This window comes from Enterobacter ludwigii, assembly GCF_001750725.1.
Lineage (GTDB): Bacteria > Pseudomonadota > Gammaproteobacteria > Enterobacterales > Enterobacteriaceae > Enterobacter > Enterobacter ludwigii.
The window spans coordinates 3,761,650-3,779,182 of the sequence record NZ_CP017279.1; the positions used below are offsets into that span (position 1 = coordinate 3,761,650).

The 17,533-nt window shown below is 52.6% G+C and carries 22 protein-coding genes and 3 tRNA genes; 10 read left to right on the plus strand and 15 right to left on the minus strand.

All coding sequences use genetic code 11. From position 1 onward, the window contains the following. Position 1 precedes the first annotated feature (1 nt). From BH714_RS17705 to BH714_RS17740, 8 genes are all read right to left on the minus strand, one after another. Positions 2 to 484 (minus strand): YjjA family protein, encoded by a 483-nt coding sequence (locus BH714_RS17705; RefSeq protein ID WP_020885299.1) that lies wholly within the window; start codon positions 482 to 484, stop codon positions 2 to 4. An 85-nt stretch (positions 485 to 569) separates the two neighbouring features. Further along, positions 570 to 1,307, minus strand: a complete 738-nt coding sequence (gene dnaC / locus BH714_RS17710; RefSeq protein WP_014168503.1) for a DNA replication protein DnaC — start codon at positions 1,305 to 1,307, stop codon at positions 570 to 572. Further along, a complete protein-coding gene (dnaT, locus tag BH714_RS17715; RefSeq protein ID WP_040018566.1) occupies positions 1,304 to 1,849 on the minus strand; it encodes a primosomal protein DnaT in 546 nt (181 codons plus the stop codon). The genes dnaC and dnaT overlap by 4 nt, the downstream gene beginning before the upstream one ends. A 148-nt stretch (positions 1,850 to 1,997) precedes the next feature. Next, positions 1,998 to 2,426: an organic hydroperoxide resistance protein gene (locus tag BH714_RS17720; RefSeq protein ID WP_006174091.1), complete on the minus strand. Its 429-nt coding sequence runs from the start codon at positions 2,424 to 2,426 to the stop codon at positions 1,998 to 2,000. Positions 2,427 to 2,510: 84 nt separating this feature from the next. Next, the gene (locus tag BH714_RS17725) at positions 2,511 to 2,963 is read right to left on the minus strand and encodes a MarR family winged helix-turn-helix transcriptional regulator (protein ID WP_040018568.1); all 453 of its coding nucleotides are present in this window, start codon (positions 2,961 to 2,963) and stop codon (positions 2,511 to 2,513) included. A gap of 41 nt (positions 2,964 to 3,004) precedes the next feature. Continuing rightward, a complete protein-coding gene (locus tag BH714_RS17730) occupies positions 3,005 to 3,646 on the minus strand; it encodes a TetR/AcrR family transcriptional regulator (RefSeq protein ID WP_020885296.1) in 642 nt (213 codons plus the stop codon). 67 nt (positions 3,647 to 3,713) lie between these two features. Further along, the gene (locus BH714_RS17735; protein WP_014168507.1) at positions 3,714 to 4,187 is read right to left on the minus strand and encodes a threonine/serine exporter; all 474 of its coding nucleotides are present in this window, start codon (positions 4,185 to 4,187) and stop codon (positions 3,714 to 3,716) included. Next, complete coding sequence (locus BH714_RS17740; protein ID WP_014168508.1) at positions 4,178 to 4,954, minus strand: threonine/serine exporter family protein; 777 nt, start codon at positions 4,952 to 4,954, stop codon at positions 4,178 to 4,180. Before BH714_RS17740 ends, BH714_RS17735 begins: the two co-directional genes overlap by 10 nt. Positions 4,955 to 5,365: 411 nt before the next feature. Between BH714_RS17740 and BH714_RS17745 the strand changes: the two genes are divergently transcribed. Together BH714_RS17745 and bglJ are read left to right on the plus strand one after the other, a co-directional pair. Next, positions 5,366 to 6,103: a helix-turn-helix transcriptional regulator gene (locus BH714_RS17745; RefSeq protein ID WP_014168509.1), complete on the plus strand. Its 738-nt coding sequence runs from the start codon at positions 5,366 to 5,368 to the stop codon at positions 6,101 to 6,103. Then, positions 6,100 to 6,735, plus strand: coding sequence for a DNA-binding transcriptional activator BglJ (gene bglJ / locus BH714_RS17750; RefSeq protein ID WP_032670772.1), 636 nt, complete (start codon positions 6,100 to 6,102; stop codon positions 6,733 to 6,735). The genes BH714_RS17745 and bglJ overlap by 4 nt, the downstream gene beginning before the upstream one ends. A 38-nt stretch (positions 6,736 to 6,773) precedes the next feature. Here the strand turns inward: bglJ and BH714_RS17755 are convergent, their stop codons facing one another. Then, a complete protein-coding gene (locus tag BH714_RS17755; RefSeq protein WP_014168511.1) occupies positions 6,774 to 7,232 on the minus strand; it encodes a YbaK/EbsC family protein in 459 nt (152 codons plus the stop codon). A gap of 328 nt (positions 7,233 to 7,560) precedes the next feature. Here BH714_RS17755 and BH714_RS17760 point away from each other — a divergent pair, with 328 nt between their 5' ends. Next, positions 7,561 to 8,907: a PTS cellobiose transporter subunit IIC gene (locus tag BH714_RS17760; protein ID WP_014168512.1), complete on the plus strand. Its 1,347-nt coding sequence runs from the start codon at positions 7,561 to 7,563 to the stop codon at positions 8,905 to 8,907. 47 nt (positions 8,908 to 8,954) lie between these two features. On the opposite strand, the gene fhuF is transcribed toward BH714_RS17760, so the two are convergent. After that, complete coding sequence (gene fhuF / locus BH714_RS17765; RefSeq protein ID WP_020885292.1) at positions 8,955 to 9,743, minus strand: siderophore-iron reductase FhuF; 789 nt, start codon at positions 9,741 to 9,743, stop codon at positions 8,955 to 8,957. 94 nt (positions 9,744 to 9,837) lie between these two features. Then, a complete protein-coding gene (locus BH714_RS17770; protein WP_025205608.1) occupies positions 9,838 to 10,902 on the minus strand; it encodes a GGDEF domain-containing protein in 1,065 nt (354 codons plus the stop codon). A 215-nt stretch (positions 10,903 to 11,117) separates the two neighbouring features. Here BH714_RS17770 and BH714_RS17775 point away from each other — a divergent pair, with 215 nt between their 5' ends. Beyond that, complete coding sequence (locus BH714_RS17775) at positions 11,118 to 11,387, plus strand: DUF1435 domain-containing protein (RefSeq protein WP_062777987.1); 270 nt, start codon at positions 11,118 to 11,120, stop codon at positions 11,385 to 11,387. A gap of 40 nt (positions 11,388 to 11,427) precedes the next feature. Here the strand turns inward: BH714_RS17775 and BH714_RS17780 are convergent. The 4 genes from BH714_RS17780 to rsmC all read right to left on the minus strand — a co-directional run bounded on the left by BH714_RS17780 (position 11,428) and on the right by rsmC (position 12,951). Then, positions 11,428 to 11,514, minus strand: a tRNA-Leu gene (locus BH714_RS17780). Between the two features lie 32 nt (positions 11,515 to 11,546). Beyond that, a tRNA-Leu gene (locus tag BH714_RS17785) sits at positions 11,547 to 11,633 on the minus strand. 28 nt (positions 11,634 to 11,661) lie between these two features. Beyond that, positions 11,662 to 11,748 (minus strand) — tRNA-Leu (locus BH714_RS17790). Between the two features lie 174 nt (positions 11,749 to 11,922). After that, the gene (gene rsmC, locus BH714_RS17795; RefSeq protein WP_014168516.1) at positions 11,923 to 12,951 is read right to left on the minus strand and encodes a 16S rRNA (guanine(1207)-N(2))-methyltransferase RsmC; all 1,029 of its coding nucleotides are present in this window, start codon (positions 12,949 to 12,951) and stop codon (positions 11,923 to 11,925) included. A gap of 102 nt (positions 12,952 to 13,053) precedes the next feature. Here rsmC and BH714_RS17800 point away from each other — a divergent pair, with 102 nt between their 5' ends. The 6 genes from BH714_RS17800 (at position 13,054) to BH714_RS17825 (ending at position 17,469) form a co-directional block, all read left to right on the plus strand. Continuing rightward, on the plus strand, positions 13,054 to 13,467 hold the full coding sequence (locus BH714_RS17800; protein WP_040018571.1) for a DNA polymerase III subunit psi: 414 nt from the start codon (positions 13,054 to 13,056) through the stop codon (positions 13,465 to 13,467). Next, on the plus strand, positions 13,436 to 13,879 hold the full coding sequence (gene rimI, locus BH714_RS17805; protein ID WP_014168518.1) for a ribosomal protein S18-alanine N-acetyltransferase: 444 nt from the start codon (positions 13,436 to 13,438) through the stop codon (positions 13,877 to 13,879). The genes BH714_RS17800 and rimI overlap by 32 nt, the downstream gene beginning before the upstream one ends. 19 nt (positions 13,880 to 13,898) lie before the next feature. Further along, on the plus strand, positions 13,899 to 14,576 hold the full coding sequence (yjjG, locus tag BH714_RS17810) for a pyrimidine 5'-nucleotidase (RefSeq protein ID WP_040018572.1): 678 nt from the start codon (positions 13,899 to 13,901) through the stop codon (positions 14,574 to 14,576). A 91-nt stretch (positions 14,577 to 14,667) separates the two neighbouring features. Then, complete coding sequence (gene prfC / locus BH714_RS17815) at positions 14,668 to 16,257, plus strand: peptide chain release factor 3 (protein WP_014168520.1); 1,590 nt, start codon at positions 14,668 to 14,670, stop codon at positions 16,255 to 16,257. Positions 16,258 to 16,560: 303 nt separating this feature from the next. Continuing rightward, the gene (osmY, locus tag BH714_RS17820) at positions 16,561 to 17,178 is read left to right on the plus strand and encodes a molecular chaperone OsmY (protein WP_020885287.1); all 618 of its coding nucleotides are present in this window, start codon (positions 16,561 to 16,563) and stop codon (positions 17,176 to 17,178) included. Positions 17,179 to 17,307: 129 nt separating this feature from the next. After that, positions 17,308 to 17,469: a DUF1328 domain-containing protein gene (locus BH714_RS17825; protein WP_003856556.1), complete on the plus strand. Its 162-nt coding sequence runs from the start codon at positions 17,308 to 17,310 to the stop codon at positions 17,467 to 17,469. The last annotated feature ends 64 nt before the right edge of the window (positions 17,470 to 17,533 follow it).

The following is a 17,533-nucleotide window of genomic DNA, read 5'->3' on the forward strand; positions in this document are numbered from 1 at the left end:
ATCAGGAGATGAAATTAACGCCTTGTTTCAGCACCAGATCGCAGGCTTTGGTTTTCACCTGTTTCGCCAGCGAGGAGTTGCCGATGGTGCTCAGGTTGAGCTGTTGACCGTTTTGCGCATTCAGCAGGCCCTGAATACCATCCATATAGTTGGTGTCCTGTTTCTGCTCCTGTGTATCCAGACCGAGTTTGCCCAGCACCTGATTTTTCACGTTTTGCGCGTCGGTCACGGAGGCCAGTTTTTGCTTCGCGCAATATTCCAGAATCCCCGCGGCGTTGTTCATTGTGCCTGCGCTCAGGCTCTGGGTGCTGTTACCCAGCAGGCCGGTAAGGGAAGAGGCTGACAGTCCGCCCTGGGTGCTGCTGCTCTCTTTGGTCAGTTCGCTCGCTGCGCTGGACAGCGAATCCTGCCAGGATGCGGCCTGTGCCGCGCCGGTAACCAGCAGGGCGCCTAATACGGTGCTGAAAAGAAACTGTTTTTTCATAATGGCTTACTCAAAAAAGGTCCGTTTTGGGGCGAAAGTGGAGTCAGTATATACCTCCGGGCCACCGGTCTTTCCTGGAAATATCTTAATACTCTTTACCGGTGACACGGCTGCGGTAACTTTCCCAGTCGAAGATGACATACAGACTGTTCCCGAGCTTCATGCGATCCATGACGCGTTCGCCCAGCAAGCGGGTCATTTCGTCGATGTTGTGGTTAGTCAGCATGCCGGTGGGGCGTTTGGAGGAAGAGCGGCGATCGACAATCTGGTTAATGATCACTTTTTCATAGCGGGATTCGGTCTGGACGCCAATCTCATCAATAACCAGTAAATCGACATTACTCAGGTCGTTAAGCAGTTGCTCTTCGCTGGTTTCGCGGTTGCTGAAGGTGTCTTTCATGGCGGACATGATATCGGCCACGGTGATGATCAGCACCGATTTCCCGCGCAGCAGCAGCTCGTTACAGATAGCGGCCGCCAGGTGGTTTTTCCCCGTGCCAGGCTTGCCGCTAAAAATGAAGCTGGCGATATTGCCGTCGAATTCATCCACGTACTGACGCGCGGCAGCGAGTGCATTCATCTGCCCGTTGGTCTCAATTTTATAGTTATCAAATGAGCAGTTCTGGTGCAGGGGGCGAATACCGGAACGGTTAAAGGTGCGCTGCATTTTCATCGCCCGGTTTTCGCGGGCCAGCGCGGCGGCGCGGATCTTACCCTGCTCCTTTTGCCACGCCAGGAGTTCTTCACCCGTCGTGAAGGCGGGCTTCACGTTGGCTGGCATCATCTTTTGCAGACGTTTCATCAGGTCGCCGACGTTCTTCATTTCGCACCTCGGAATCCATTTGGGATCTGTTTATCCGGTTCGGAAAACGCGTTGATATCACGTTTTGGCTGGCCGTTATTGCTGGCGCGATTAATTTGCAGATGACGCGCGAGCTTCTGTTGCCACTGAATATGAGTGAATACTTTGCCTTCCGCCTGCCACCACGCGGTAAACGCGGCCAGCTCTTCGGGGGTAGCCGGTTGCGTTAACGCTATGCCCCACAATGCCGCCTGCCGTTGAAAATCCGCATCAGGTTGCCAGCCCGCATACAGGGCAAATTTTCCCATGGGAACGGCCATGGGGACGTTAACCGGCTCGTCAAAGAACTGGTTATCGAGGGTTACGTCGCTCGCCGGGCGGGACAACTGCGCTTCAATCTCCAGAAGCTGTGCCAGACGTTCCGGTGTGATGGCATAAAACGCCGGAGCGTTGTCAGCAAATACCGCAACCGTGCCGCCTTCGGCGTGGGTCAGCACACCGCGGGGATCGCGCATAAAGGCATCAATACCAGCAATGCTGGTGGTCAGAATTCTGAAGGACATAACGCTTACTCTACTGATAACTACGGGCGTGATATGGGCTTATGGTAGCACAGAGAGCGGGAAGGGAAGGAGGGGTTTTCCCCGGCGGCGCGATGCCTGCCGGGGCGTCAACGGCTGGCCTGATAAGCGTAACGCCATCAGGCAGTTATCAGGCGATAATGTTCAGCGTTACGTCGATGTTACCGCGGGTCGCGTTAGAGTACGGACACACAATGTGTGCTGCATCGACCAGTTTTTTGGCTTCTGCAGGATCCATACCTTCAACGTGGATGTTCAGTTTTGCTTCGATACCAAAACCGGTTGGCAGCGGCCCAATCCCCACTTCGCCTTCAATAAAGGCCTCTTTCGGCAGGGTAAATTTGTCGCGAGCGGCTACAAACTTCATGGCACCCAGGAAGCAGGCAGAGTAGCCGGCAGCAAACAGCTGCTCAGGGTTGGTGACGTCACCGCCCATGCCGCCCATCTCTTTTGGCACGCCGAGTTTAACGTCCAGTACGCCGTCGGAAGAGGTCGCACGGCCATCACGGCCTCCGGTTGCTTTTGCTTTGGCAGTGTAGACAACTTTTTCTAAAGACATGGCAGATTCCTCATCTTACATTAATGTGCGCTATTAAATAGCGTGCGATATATATGGGTAAATAAATACGCGTAAAGTATAGCCTTACGCGCGTTGGATCTGTTGTCGCAAACGTTCCAGCTGCTGCTTAAGTGACAACATGGTCTCAGTATCACACTGGGCGGCGCATCCCACTGCATGGGGGATCCCGGAAGCCTGCTTCTCGAGATGACGTCCCGCATCGCTCAGGGTGACGGCGACCTGACGCTCGTCTTTACGTGAGCGGTGGCGGTTTATCAGCCCCGCGCTTTCCAGACGCTTCAACAGCGGCGTCAGCGTGGCAGAGTCAAGGAACAACCGTTCACCGATGTCCGACACCGTAATGTCATCCTGCTCCCACAGCACCAGCATCACCAGGTATTGCGGGTAAGTCAGGTTCAGCGGTGCCAGCAGTTGCCGGTACAGCTTGTTCAGCGCCAGATTTGCTGAATAGAGAGCAAAGCAGAGCTGGTTATCCAGCAGGAGCGCAGCGGTCGTGTCGTTCGTTTTCGCGTTCATGAGATGAATATAGATAGTGTACGATTTAATTGCAAGCTATTTTATGGGCAGGTATAGCGGAGCGCCACCTGAACGGCCATTTTGCGGTAGTGCTGGCGCTGTGCCTGTTCGTCCGCACCTTCTTCAAACAGCAGGGTGAAGGTGTAGCTGTTGGCAACGTAGTGGAAGCTGAAACTGCTGATCAAACGATGCAGATCGCGGGCTTCAACCGTCTGATTGAACAACTGCTTTTCTTTCCCACGACGGAGGATCGCTTCCAGCAGATCAAGCGCGCTGCGGTTGACCTGGCGGAGGTAGCTGGACTGCTGCATAAAACGGCCACGCTGCATGTTTTCCATGCAGATAATGCGGATGTAATCCGGGTGGTCGGCATGGTAGTCAAAGGTGGCTTCAACCAGATGAACCAGTGCTTCGACAGGGGGCATTCCCGCCAGGCTGAGCGCCTGTTCACTGGCGCGGATCTGGGTGTAAACATACTCCAGTACGAGAAGATACAGGTTCTCTTTGTTTTTGAAGTGGTAAACAACCATGCGTTTGGTGGTGCCGGCTTTCTCCGCAATTTGTTCCATGCGGGCACCGTTCAACCCGTATTCGGCAAACAGCGTGATAGCGCTCTGAAAGATTTTCTCTTTCAGGCTGGATTCTTCATTGTGCTCGGGGAGTTCGCTGCCTGGGTTAGCCACATCCTTTCCTTATCGTCACCAAACGGATTGGAGTGATTATCCTCACGGCAGCGTAATAACACAAATCTCAAACCCGTGGACGTTTGCGGTACAGCCACAGTCCGGGGATCGACAGTCCGATAGAGAGCGCACCGACAATGGACGAGGCCTTAAGAAAGTTGCTCAGAAGGAGGATCATTTGAGGTTCGGTGTAGCCGAAATGGCTGATTTTTACCGCGGAAATCATGGCCGTATAGGCAGATATGCCGGGGAACATCGGGATAACGGCGGCGACGGTGAACACCTTGGGATGCGCCAGATACCAGCGCGACCACTGAATGCCGATGCTACCGACCAGCATTGAGGCCATAAATGTTGACCATTCAATGTTGAATCCCGCCGTCATCATCACCATTCGCGAGCCATGACCAATAGCACCCAACAGCGCGCACCACGGTAGCGCGCGTTGCGGAACGTTAAAGACCATCGCAAAACCGACGGCAGGGATCGCGGCCAGCAGCATATCCTGCGCCAGCGCCAGCAGAAAATCGATCATGCCCATCCGCGTAACCCCCAGAGTGTCATGGCCATTACCACACCAATGCAGGTTGCAAGCGTCAGCAGGCTGGCAATCGCCCAGCGTGCCAGACCGGTATTGATATGACCCTTAAACATATCGGCTACGGCGTTAATCAACGGGAAGCCGGGCACCAGCAGAAGCACGCTGGCCGCCATGGCAATCGTCGGCGTGTTGGCAAACTGCGGCAGACGAAGCAGCAGGCCAGAAACCGTGGTGGCGACAAAAGCGGTAATGCAGAAATTAATTTGCGGGTGGAGTTGGCGGTGCGTCAGGAGCTGGCGCACGTACATGGCGATGCTGCTGGCGAAAAAGGTGATGACCGCGCCGTCCCAGCCGCCTTTGTTGAGCTTACAAAAACAGGCGCAGGACAGCCCGACCATTAACACCACCAGCCAGCGGGGATAACGTAAGGGCTTAATCTGGTTGAACCGTTTTTCAATGTCGTGCAGGTCGAGAAGCTTATGCTCAGCAAGAATGACGATATGCTGGACCTCGGTTACAACGTGCATATTGATGCCGCGGTCGTGGTTTTTGCGGGTGGAGGTCAGGCACTGACCGTCTTTTATGGTGGTCAACACGATAGCATTGGATGAAATGGCGCTCTCAACGCTATCCATACCCAGCGCCAGCCCCAACCGGGTGGAGAGTTCCTCGACCAGCGCGCTTTCCGCCCCGTGCTGGAGCAGAAAAAGACCGCACTGAATACAGAGCCGCGTGATGGCACGCTGCGTTGATCGATCTGCCTGCATGTCATGTCCTGAAGAGAAGGTGAATAGCTTGCCTGTTGGCCCGTCATGCTTACTTTTAGCACAAACTGCAGTGCCTCTAGCTGTGGGTCAGATCAAGATTTATGCAAACAGTTGCGGGCTGTCTGGCGGCGGGATGCGGTTTTGGGCCATAAATATGATGAATTATTAATTGAGAAATATAAGATATTTATATTTAGTTTTACTAAGTTTATATTTTAATTATTTTAAGGCCTTTATAATTAAATTTATCTGTGCTTTGTGAGATATTACCGCTGTTTTAGGCATTTCTTAAATGAAGCACACATCTCATCTTCTGCTTGTATTAATCAGTTTTACACTCAGGGACGAATACACTTATACCTTGATGCGTTTTAACGTTACTCATCATATGAAAATGGACACGGAGGGTCTATGTCGTCATTGAATGGTAAACATGGCGTCGTCATTAGCAGGATACCCGTAATGCAAAACGGGTTGGGGGGCGTGATGACACGCCATTTTGCCGATTTTGATTTAACGTTTTGCCGTTCGCTGCAGGAATTAACCCTGCTGCAGTTACGGCGTGCAGACGTCATTATCGCTGATATTTCAGGTGAATACAGGAATCCTCGGGGCACGCTCGAAGAATATTACGGTTTATTAAATCAATATCGGGATATTCACTGGATTTTTTTAGTCTCCCGACCGCTTTACCCTATTGCCGTTGAGCTGCTTATGCGTCCGGAAAGCACGTTGCTTTCTGATATGGAGCCGATAGAAGGCGTAATTAACGCCATCCGTGCAGGCAGTGAACGGGCAGAGCGGATAAGCCAGACGTTATTAACGCCCGAGCCTGCCTGTAACGATGATGAAGACGACCGCGTCATTGCGCTCACTCACTCTGAACGCAAGGTATTGCGTCTGTTAGGCAAGGGCTGGGGGATTAACCAAATTGCCACTTTGCTCAAGAAGAGCAATAAAACGATCAGTGCACAGAAAAACAGTGCGATGCGACGGTTGTCATTACGGAGTAATGCCGATCTGTACGCCTGGATCAACAGTACTCAGGGATTGAGAGAGCTGAGTTTAATGTCAGCCTATGGAGAGTTCGAGGAATGGATAAAACCGGTTCAACAAGACATATTGCCGTCATCGAAAATTGCGCGATGAGTGCCGTCGGGCTGGAGCACCTGTTTGCGCTGCCCACGCTCAGCCATTATCAACTGCACATGTTCAGTGAGTTTGACTGCTTTAAGAAGGCGCTTCCTCATGTCTCTTTTTTCTCGCTGATCTATTCACTTTCTGATGCGCGAGAAGAGCGTCGAAACTGCCTGGCATCCCTGCGGGATCTCGCATTTACGCATAATCATATTCAGCGCATCATCCTGGCGGCAGATGAAATGGAAGCGCGGTTAATCAGCCATCTTTCCCCTTCACGCCTTCACGGTGTCGTCAGTAAATCGGTGTCGCTCGACCGCCTGCAGGAGGAACTGCTGGTGTTGCTGAGTGAAACGCTGCACATCAATGACAATATGCTCAACCACTGGTACAAGAGTCAAAACAGGATGTTAAGCCCAACGGAGCGGGCGATTTTGCGGTATATGTCCTGCGGGTTTTCTATTCCTGAAATCGCCGCGCAGCTTGAGCGCAATATTAAGACCATCCGGGCGCACAAGTTTAATGCGATGGTGAAGCTTGGGGTCAATTCTGACGTGGGACTGCTTGATGCGGCAGATATTCTGACTCATCTCCCGGCCCGGGATCCGCGAACATCAGTATTAAGCCAGCCGACATTTTTATAAGCTGATATCTGTGCGCCAGACAGGCTCTGGCGCCTCATTCAGATGCAAACATCCACCCATTTTGCGGACGTCAGTTCTGCCATTCTGTCTGGTGAAATACGCACGGCACTGTGAATTGCACCCGCGGCCGGCAGCACTTCAGCATACTGCTTCAGTGAAATATCGCAATAAACCGCGAGCGGATTTTCCAGCCCAAACGGGCACACGCCGCCAACAGGATGACCCGTGATGGTCACCACTTCATCACAACTGAGCATGCGTGCTTTTGCGCCAAACGTGTCTTTCAGTTTTTTATTATCCAGACGCGCATCACCTTTCGCGACCACCAGAATGACGTCATTTTTAACCTTCAACGACAGCGTCTTGGCGATTTGTCCCGGCTCAACACGATGGGCGGCAGCAGCCAACGCAACGGTTGCGGTACTCTGGCTAAGTTCAATAACCTCTATATCCGGAGCGTTGTCGGCAAAAAACTGCTGTACAGACTGCAAACTCATTGTTTCCTCCTGACAAATATCCCGCGTAATCTGTCATAAGAATTTATGCTCTGTAAATATCTCTTCAGTAACAAATATCCCACACGGTCGATTTCTGGATCGCCTTCACATTCACAGAAACCGGTTACAGTAACCGGTTGCAGACCGTGAGTGAGAGATTAATACTGACTATGTAACGTCCCCTGTATCCAATAATAAGAGCTAAATATGAAACCATTCCGTCTGAGCAGTACCGCTGGTAAACGCGCCGGCAAGGTTGTGAAGGTGATGTATGGACCAACGTATGGCGTGAATGCGCCCGTCATAAACGTCTGAAAGGAGATCTGCTATGTCTGCCAACCATGCTGCGTTTAATCTGATATTTCGTTTTGTAGAAAATTACGTCAGCCCGATTGCCGGGCGGATCTCCTCCCAGCGTCATGTTATGGCTATTCGTGATGGCTTTATCTCCGCGATGCCGTTCATGATTGTGGGTTCATTTTTACTCGTCTTCGCGTATCCACCGTTTTCGCCTGATACCACCTGGGGTTTCGCGCGCGCCTGGCTGGACATGGCGAAGCAATTTGAAGGTCAGATCCTCACGCCGTTTGATATGACCATGGGCGTTATGTCCCTGTATATCTGCGCGGCCATTGCCTATAACCTTGGCAAACACTATGTCAAATCGCATCAGTTAGACCCGTTTATGTGCGCCATGCTGTCGCTGATGGCGTTTCTGCTGGTCGCGGCGCCGAAAACCAAAGGCACGCTTCCGGTCGACAGCCTCGGCGGGACAGGCATTTTTACCGCGATTCTGGTGGCTATCTACTGCGTTGAGATGATGCGTTTTCTCAAAGCGCATAACATCGGGATCCGTCTGCCGGACCAGGTTCCGCCGATGATCAAAAACTCCTTTGATCTGTTGATCCCGGTGCTGGTGGTGGTGTTGACGCTTTACCCGCTGAGTCTGGTGATTCAGTCTGAGTTTGGCATGCTGATCCCGCAGGCGATTATGTCTGTCTTCAAACCGCTGGTTTCCGCCGCAGACTCCCTGCCGGCAATCCTGCTGGCGGTGTTGATTGGGCATTTGCTGTGGTTCGCCGGGATCCACGGTGCCGCGATTGTCTCCGGGATGTTGCAGATGTTCTGGCTGACCAACCTGGGCGCTAACCAGACCGCGCTGGCCGCCAGCCAGCCGCTGCCGCATATTTTTATGGAAGCGTTCTGGACGTTCTTTATCGTCATCGGGGGGTCAGGTGCCACGATGGGGCTGGTGTTCTGCTACCTGCGCAGCCGCTCCGCTCATCTGCGTTCTATCGGCCGCCTGAGCGTGGTGCCAAGCCTCTTTAACATCAACGAACCCGTTATTTTCGGTACGCCAATTGTCATGAACCCGGTGTTCTTTATTCCGTTCCTGCTGGCACCCATGGTTAACGCCGTGCTGGCCTGGTCGGCGATGAAGTTCGATCTGATTGGCCGCGTGATCTCCGTTGTGCCGTGGACGGCACCTGCACCGGTAGGTGCCGCATGGGCGCTGGGCTGGGATTTCCGTGCAGCCATTCTGGTGGTGGTCCTGGCGTGCGTATCGGCCATCATCTACTTCCCGTTCTTTAAAGTGTATGAGAAGCAGCTGCTGGAGCAGGAAGCGGAAGAAGCGCAACGTAATGCGGAAGAGGAAAATCAGCAGATAGCGTGAGAAACGGGTGCCGGGTCAGCGTTAATGCGGCCCGGCAACACCTGACCTTACTTGAGCGTACAATCTCCACACTGCTGAACGTCCGGCAGGCGATAACGCTGGCAGCAGGTGCGACGAACCAGAAGCCCGTCACGAAGGACCACGGTGCGGAATAACGGGTTATCGCGACCATCGGAAAGCTGTTTTGCAAAGAAACAGGACTGGCGCAGGGCCTCGACCTTCTCATCACCGAGCAGAGGTTTCATTTCCGTCAAATACCAGTGGATTAAATACCCGGTATTGCTCCAGATAAGCTTCCCGTTGATTTCCCCCGTCTCTTCCAGCGCATCCACTACCGGGATCAGGGCGCGAGTAATGAGTTGCTCCATACGTTCCTGAGCAGAGAGGTGCTCTGCGTTCTGGTCTTCGTGGAGATCAATCCAGAAACAGGCCGCACGGCCGGTCTCGTGGAACTCGACATGAAAATATTCAGGGGAGAGTTCCAGCATGCCCTTTTGTGTGAGCAGCGCCAGCATGAGTGGGGGCACCATCAGCCCGATATACCACTGCGCCCAGAGGGAGAGCAGGGGTTTATTTTCCCGCGTAAGGGTCGGTTGATTGCGATAGATATGGTCGGAATAGGTTGCCAGCAACGACTGCAGTGTCGACGGCTGTCGCCACTCTTCCAGCGTCATGGCGTGGTGCGGGTGCGCTTCATCCAGCCTGATAAAGTCCAGCAGGTGGGCGCGGGTTTTAGCGATCTTATCCCTGATGGCATCCGCAAGCGAAACATTCCCGGTGGGGAGGCGGGCTCTCCAGAGAAGGGGTTCAACGATTTGTGCGGTATGAGTGGCCATAGTAGAGATACAAATCTAAATGATAATGATTGCCAATCCTAACTATTGCTCATACCGATGGCAAGACTTTTGTCCGCGTTATATGACGCCGCGCTTACGCGGTCTGAAGCTCTTCGCTCAGCAGGATGTTATTGCGCCCCATATGCTTTGCTTCGTAGAGGGCTTTGTCCGCTTTCTCCAGTGCGCCTTCGGCGTCTTCATCCTCAAAAATGGCAATTCCAATGCTGATGGTGACGTTTGTCGCCACGCTTTCATTGAACATATGCGGGATTTTTAAATCGTAGACTTTCTGGCGGATCCGCTCTGCCGTCTGGCGGGCATGCTCGAGAGAAATATTGGTCAGCAGAACCATAAATTCTTCCCCGCCGAAGCGCGCCACAATATCGCGTGAACGCACGGCATCACGGATGGCAGCAGAGACACGGATCAGCGCCTGGTCGCCCATCATATGGCCGTAGTGGTCGTTGTAGGCTTTAAAGTGGTCAATATCCATCAGCAGGACAAAGTGCTCGCCGTTCTCCACTGCCGGAAGATTCTCCAGCCGGCTTTGCAGTCCGCGACGGTTATAAAGGCCGGTAAGCGGGTCCATCATGCTCAGATCGGTGAGGGTCTCACGCTCCTCCAGCAAACGGGAGAGCAGTTCCTGCGCGAAGCGGTCATTACGTCTTTGCAAAATGTTATGAATCGCAATTGCTACCACAGGAAGTGCGAAAGAATAGGTCATTCTCAGCCATATATCATGATTACTTAACCACAGGCAGACAATAAAGGTGGGGAAGGAGTGCAGCGTAAATGCTTTGATATTACTGGCGAAGGCCAGCGTACCAATAAACAGTACCGTTAATAATGCCATGATCAAATAGGTCGCCTGATCGTGGGTAATTAACGAAAATTTCGAGGCCACCTGCCACGCCCATAAAATACCGAAGATCGCTGAAACGGCAGGAATATTTACCTTGCGGGTTCTCTTTTTCCAGTGCCAGACGAGCAGCCCGGTGCTGATAACAAAAATAGAAATCAGGGGGACTGATAACAGGCGAATAGAATAGAGCGGGTTTGTTACCGAGAACACAGCTGAGGTCGCGTTCAGAAATAAAAATAAACGTAACGATAATTGATATTTACTGTGGACCAAAGACCGCCAGGATTGTGATGTCATAGTAGTGCGTTTTTATTAATATTTAATTAAAACAGGTAAATAGGTGTTGTTTCGCAATGAAAGATGCAAAAAACTCAAAGAGTAATTATCAGAAAAACTTTAGGTCTAGTTAACAGGTGAGCAATTTATCACCTTAGGCATTTCCTGTCATTACAGGAAAGGTAAAGGGGGATAGTTTTTGATTAATCGTGCTGACAAATGATAACTGATATCATATGATATTGGTTATCATTATCAGTGTGAGAGGGCGAACCATGTTGAACAGGGCGCTGGGAAGTGGTTGGGGAGTGTTACTGCCGGGGGCGATTCTTGGCGGTCTGATGTTTGCCGATCTCTCCATTGATGTTTGGAAAGCGCTCATTGTGTCAGGACTGTTAGTGACGTCAGGGATGATCTGGCATAAACAGCTGCGCCACTTTGTGTTACTGCCGTCATGCGTAGCACTGGTCAGTGGAATTCTGGTGATACTGATGAGTTTGAAATAAGCGGAAAGCGAGAAGAACGTCAGAAAGGATGTAAGATAATTGGTGCGAGGGGGGGGACTTGAACCCCCACGTCCGTAAGGACACTAACACCTGAAGCTAGCGCGTCTACCAATTCCGCCACCTTCGCACAGTCATCTTACTTTTTTGATATCGCCTCGTTGGTGCGAGGGGGGGGACTTGAACCCCCACGTCCGTAAGAACACTAACACCTGAAGCTAGCGCGTCTACCAATTCCGCCACCTTCGCCCAGTGCGAGCAATATCAACGTGATTTATGGTGCGAGGGGGGGGACTTGAACCCCCACGTCCGTAAGGACACTAACACCTGAAGCTAGCGCGTCTACCAATTCCGCCACCTTCGCATACCATCGACACTGTAAAAGTATCGTAACCACGGAGGCGCATTCTAGATGTTTTCAGCTTTACGTCAACAGAAAAATGCGCACGCTGTTTTGATTGCTGCAAAAATGGCCGATGGTAGCGCCCGGTTTTGCCGGATAGCGGTTACGCGTATCCGGCCTGCCAGATAAGGAGGATTACTTCTTAGCCTGACGCGTCATCACGGTGCGGTAAACCTTAAAGCGACCCGTCTGGGCGATGACTTCATGGAAGCCAAAGGTTTCATCCAGCACTTTCGGGTACGGCAAGAAGGCGTTAGCCACGATACGCAGTTCACCCCCGCTGTTCAGATGACGTACTGCACCACGGATCAGCGTTTGCGCCGCTTCAAGGCTGGTTTCCATACCATCGTGGAATGGCGGGTTGGAGATGATCATGTCGAAACGGCCATTCACATCAGAGAAGACGTTGCTGGCAAACACGTCGCCTTCCAGGCCGTTTGCAGCAAGCGTTGCGCGGCTTGCTTCAACCGCCGGGGCGCTCACATCGCACAGGGTTAAGCGCACTTTTGGCGAATGGCTCGCCAGTACGGTCGCCAGTACACCCGCGCCACAGCCGACGTCCAGCACTTTGCCTTTCGTATGCGGCGTCAGGGTGGAGAGCAGCAGCTGGCTGCCCACGTCCAGACCGTCGCGGCTGAAGACGCCTGGCAGAGTTTTAATGGTCAGACCGTCAAGCTGATACTCATCCCAGAATTTCTCAGCATCAAAGGTCGCCTGTTTTTCCAGACGGCCGTGATACAAGCCACAGCGACGGGCGCTGTCGATTTTATTCAGCTGCGCATAGCCTTCCAGCATCTGTTCTGCGCTACGAACGCCGCTGCGGTTCTCACCGACCACAAAAATATCGCAGCCAACGGGCAGCAGAGAAAGCAGGTTCATCAGCTGGAACTGGGCTTCTGGCTTGTTCTTCGGCCAGTAGTAGATGAGCGTGTCGCAGTCGGCGATGTCGCTCTGTTCAGCGACCAGGCTAAAGCGCGCGCGGTCGTCCATCTGGCGGCTCAGTACCTGCCAGTGGTGGTAGTATTGGGTGTGGGCACGGCTTTCAGCACAGTCGAAACGTGCGGGCAGGTCATCCTGCATATCTCCGGCAAACAGAATACGGCTTTCTTCGAAATCATCACTGTGACGCAGCAAGACTTCACTTGCCGGGGTAAATGCAGACATGAATTGTTCCTCAATTAACTCAGGCGGGGATTATAGTAGGTAGATGGCGCAGTTTCGACACATTTGCTATATTTGCGCGCCTGAGAGACAGGAGTTTTCCCTATGACATCCCGACGAGACTGGCAGTTGCAGCAACTGGGCATCACCCAGTGGGCCTTGCGTCGCCCGACGGCGTTGCAGGGCGAAATCGCCATCTCCATCCCTGCGCACGTCCGGCTGGTGATGGTGGCGGAGGAACTGCCTGCCCTGAATGAACCCCTTATTGGTGATGTCCTTCGTAGCCTGGAGCTGACCACTGAACAGGTTTTACAGCTTACGCCAGACAGGGTCACCATGCTGCCATCCGACAGCCGCTGCAACAGCTGGCGTATGGGAGACATCGATGAGGTCTCCCTGGAAGGGAGCCAGATCTGCTCGCCAGCGCTGGACGAACTGAAAGCCAACCCAAAAGCGCGCAGCGCGCTATGGCAACAAATCTGCGAATATGAACACGATTTCTTCCCTCACGACGCCTGATCTGACCGCGGCGTACGCGATTGAAACGCGCGCCCATGCTTTTCCATGGAGCGAAAAAACCCTCGCCAGCAATCAGGGCGAGCGGTATCTGAATTACCGTCTGGACGTCGACGGCACGATGGCCGCTTTTGCCATCACGCAGGTCGTTCTGGACGAAGCGACGCTGTTTAATATCGCGGTTGATCCCGCGTATCAGCGCCGGGGGCTGGGAAGAGAACTGCTTGAGTATCTCATTCGCGAGCTCGAAACCCGTGACGTTTTCACCCTGTGGCTGGAGGTGCGCGCGTCGAATGTCGCCGCCATCGCACTCTATGAAAGCTTAGGCTTTAACGAGGCGACTATCCGCCGTAACTACTACCCCACCGCAGAGGGACGTGAAGACGCCATCATAATGGCTCTGCCGCTTGGATAACTAAAATAAGGTTGTAACGATGAAATGGGACTGGATTTTCTTTGATGCCGACGAAACGCTGTTTACGTTTGACTCGTTTGGCGGCCTACAGCGGATGTTTCTCGATTATAGCGTTACCTTCACCGCTGAAGACTTTCAGGACTATCAGGCGGTAAACAAACCGCTGTGGGTGGATTACCAGAACGGTGCCATCACCGCGTTACAGCTGCAGCACCAGCGCTTTGATGTCTGGGCCGAGCGGTTAAACGTCAGCCCGGGTGCGCTTAACGATGCCTTCCTTAATGCTATGGCGGATATCTGCGCGCCGTTGCAGGGCGCGGTTTCCCTGCTGGACGCCCTGAAGGGCAAGGCGAAGCTGGGCATTATTACCAACGGGTTTACCGCCCTGCAGCAGATCCGCCTTGAGCGTACGGGCCTGCGCGATCATTTTGACGCGCTGGTGATCTCTGAAGAGGTGGGCGTACCTAAGCCGGATCCGCGTATTTTTGATTATGCGCTGGAACAAGCGGGCAATCCCGATCGTGAACGAGTGCTGATGGTCGGGGACACCGCGGAGTCGGATATTCGTGGCGGGATGAACGCCGGCCTGTCGACCGTCTGGCTGAATGCACACGGTCGCACGTTGCCGGAAGGTATCCAGCCGACCTGGACCGTCACGTCATTGAACGAACTGGAGCAGCTCCTGTGTAAACAATGATTGCCTGCCCCCCATTGATGGGTAAAATAGCCGCATTTTTCGTATCCCATGATGCGCGGCCTGACGCCGCGCTTATATAGAAGATTTCATTATGACGTTGTCTCCTTATCTGCAAGAGGTGGCCAGGCGCCGTACTTTTGCCATTATCTCTCACCCGGATGCCGGTAAAACGACCATCACCGAGAAGGTGTTGCTGTTCGGACAGGCGATTCAGACTGCGGGTACCGTAAAAGGCCGTGGTTCCAACCAGCATGCAAAATCTGACTGGATGGAGATGGAAAAGCAGCGTGGTATTTCCATTACCACCTCCGTGATGCAGTTCCCGTATCATGATTGCCTGGTCAACCTGCTGGATACCCCAGGGCACGAAGACTTCTCGGAAGATACCTACCGTACGCTGACGGCGGTGGACTGCTGTCTGATGGTCATCGACGCCGCGAAAGGGGTAGAAGATCGTACCCGTAAGCTGATGGAAGTTACCCGTCTGCGTGATACGCCGATCCTCACCTTTATGAACAAACTCGACCGTGACATCCGCGACCCGATGGAGCTGATGGATGAAGTGGAAAACGAGCTGAAAATTGCCTGTGCGCCTATCACCTGGCCCATTGGCTGCGGCAAGCTGTTCAAGGGTGTCTATCACCTTTATAAAGACGAAACCTATCTTTACCAGACCGGCAAAGGCCATACCATTCAGGAAGTCCGTATCGTAAAAGGTCTGGATAACCCGGAGCTGGATGCGGCTGTGGGTGAAGAGCTGGCCGCGCAGCTGCGTGACGAGCTGGAGCTGGTTCAAGGTGCATCTCACGAATTCGACAGAGAGCTGTTCCTGAGCGGTGAAATCACCCCGGTCTTCTTTGGTACCGCGCTGGGTAACTTCGGCGTTGACCATATGCTTGATGGCCTGGTGGAGTGGGCGCCACAACCGATGTCACGTAAAACTGACACCCGTGAAGTGGAAGCGAAAGAAGAGAAGTTCACCGGTTTCGTCTTTAAAATTCAGGCCAACATGGACCCGAAACACCGTGACCGCGTCGCCTTTATGCGCGTGGTGTCCGGTAAGTATGAAAAGGGCATGAAGCTGCGTCAGGTACGTATCGGTAAAGATGTGGTGATCTCCGACGCGCTGACCTTTATGGCGGGCGACCGTTCGCACGTTGAAGAAGCCTATCCGGGCGACATCATCGGTCTGCACAACCACGGTACGATTCAGATCGGCGATACCTTCACCCAGGGTGAAATGATGAAGTTCACCGGTATTCCGAACTTCGCACCGGAACTGTTCCGTCGTATTCGCCTGCGCGATCCGCTGAAACAGAAACAGCTGCTGAAAGGGCTGGTTCAGCTTTCCGAAGAGGGCGCAGTCCAGGTGTTCCGCCCAATCGCTAACAACGATCTGATCGTAGGCGCTGTCGGTGTGCTGCAGTTCGACGTGGTCGTTGCGCGTCTGAAGAGCGAGTACAACGTGGAAGCGATCTATGAATCGGTTAACGTGGCGACCGCGCGCTGGGTAGAGTGTTCTGACGTGAAGAAATTCGAAGAATTTAAACGTAAGAACGAAGTGCAGCTGGCACTGGATGGCGGTGATAACCTGACGTATATCGCTCCAACCATGGTAAACCTGAACCTGACTCAGGAACGTTATCCTGATGTCCAGTTCCGCAAAACGCGCGAACACTGATCCCCTCTCAGAGCACGGCAATCGCCGTGCTCTTCTTTATTTCCTGTCTTATTAATCTCTTGCGGAATGTTCTTAATTCAACATTATTTCGCGTCTTTTGCTCGTTTTTTACCCAAATCTGAAAGCGGCACTGTGAGAGTGATCTATATTTAACTCAGTGTTTAACACCGGGCGTGGATGAATTAACTGTTCAATGCATGACTTTGGGTTCTCCATTTTGCCCGTGTGTTCATTCGCAATATATAAAACTAGCAATTAGGGAAGTATGTCGCCCGAATGACGGGTATACACAGGAATACATCGATGAATATGACAAGACTGAAGATTTCTAAAACTCTGCTGGCTGTGACACTGGGTAGCATCCTGGTAAGTGGTTCTGCTCTGGCTGAAACCAGCACTATGGATAAAGCGCAGTCCACCGCCGATACCGCAGGGCAAAAAATCGATAGCTCTATGAATAAAGTCGGTAATTTCATGGATGACAGCTCAATCACAGCAAAAGTGAAAGCCGCACTGGTGGATGATGAAGCTATCAAGAGCACCGATATTTCCGTTAAAACTGACAAGAAAGTTGTCACCCTGAGTGGTTTTGTAGAAAGCCAGGCCCAGGCCGAACAGGCGGTAAAAGTGGCGAAGGGTGTTGAAGGTGTAGCGTCCGTGAGCGACAAACTGCACGTTCGGGACAGCAAAAACGCGTCGGTGAAAGGGTATGCCGGAGATGCAGCCACCACCAGCGAAATCAAAGCTAAACTTTTAGCAGATGACATCGTGCCATCTCGTAAAGTGAAAGTGGAAACCACCGATGGCGTGGTTCAGCTTTCCGGTACGGTCGATTCTCAGGCGCAAAGTGAGCGCGCCGAGTCCATCGCGAAAGCGATCGATGGTGTTAAAAGCGTTAAAAACGATCTGAAAACGAAGTAAATCTGCACTATTCGCCCGTCTGGCTAACGTCAGCGGGCGAAATAAAAATGACTCTGGAAAATCGCCGGTGAGTGACCTGAGCGCGCTCACATTTAGCGGCCGACATTAACTATGGTAAAGGAGAAGCTTATGTTTCGTTGGGGCATTATATTTCTGGTTATCGCGTTAATTGCCGCCGCATTGGGCTTTGGTGGTCTGGCAGGTACAGCGGCATGGGCAGCAAAAATTGTCTTTGTCGTGGGTATTATTCTGTTCCTGGTCAGCCTGTTTACGGGTCGTCGACGTCCGTAGCAAACGCAATATTCCTTCAACAAAAAAAAGCCAGTCCTCGTGACTGGCTTTTTCTTGTTTCAGT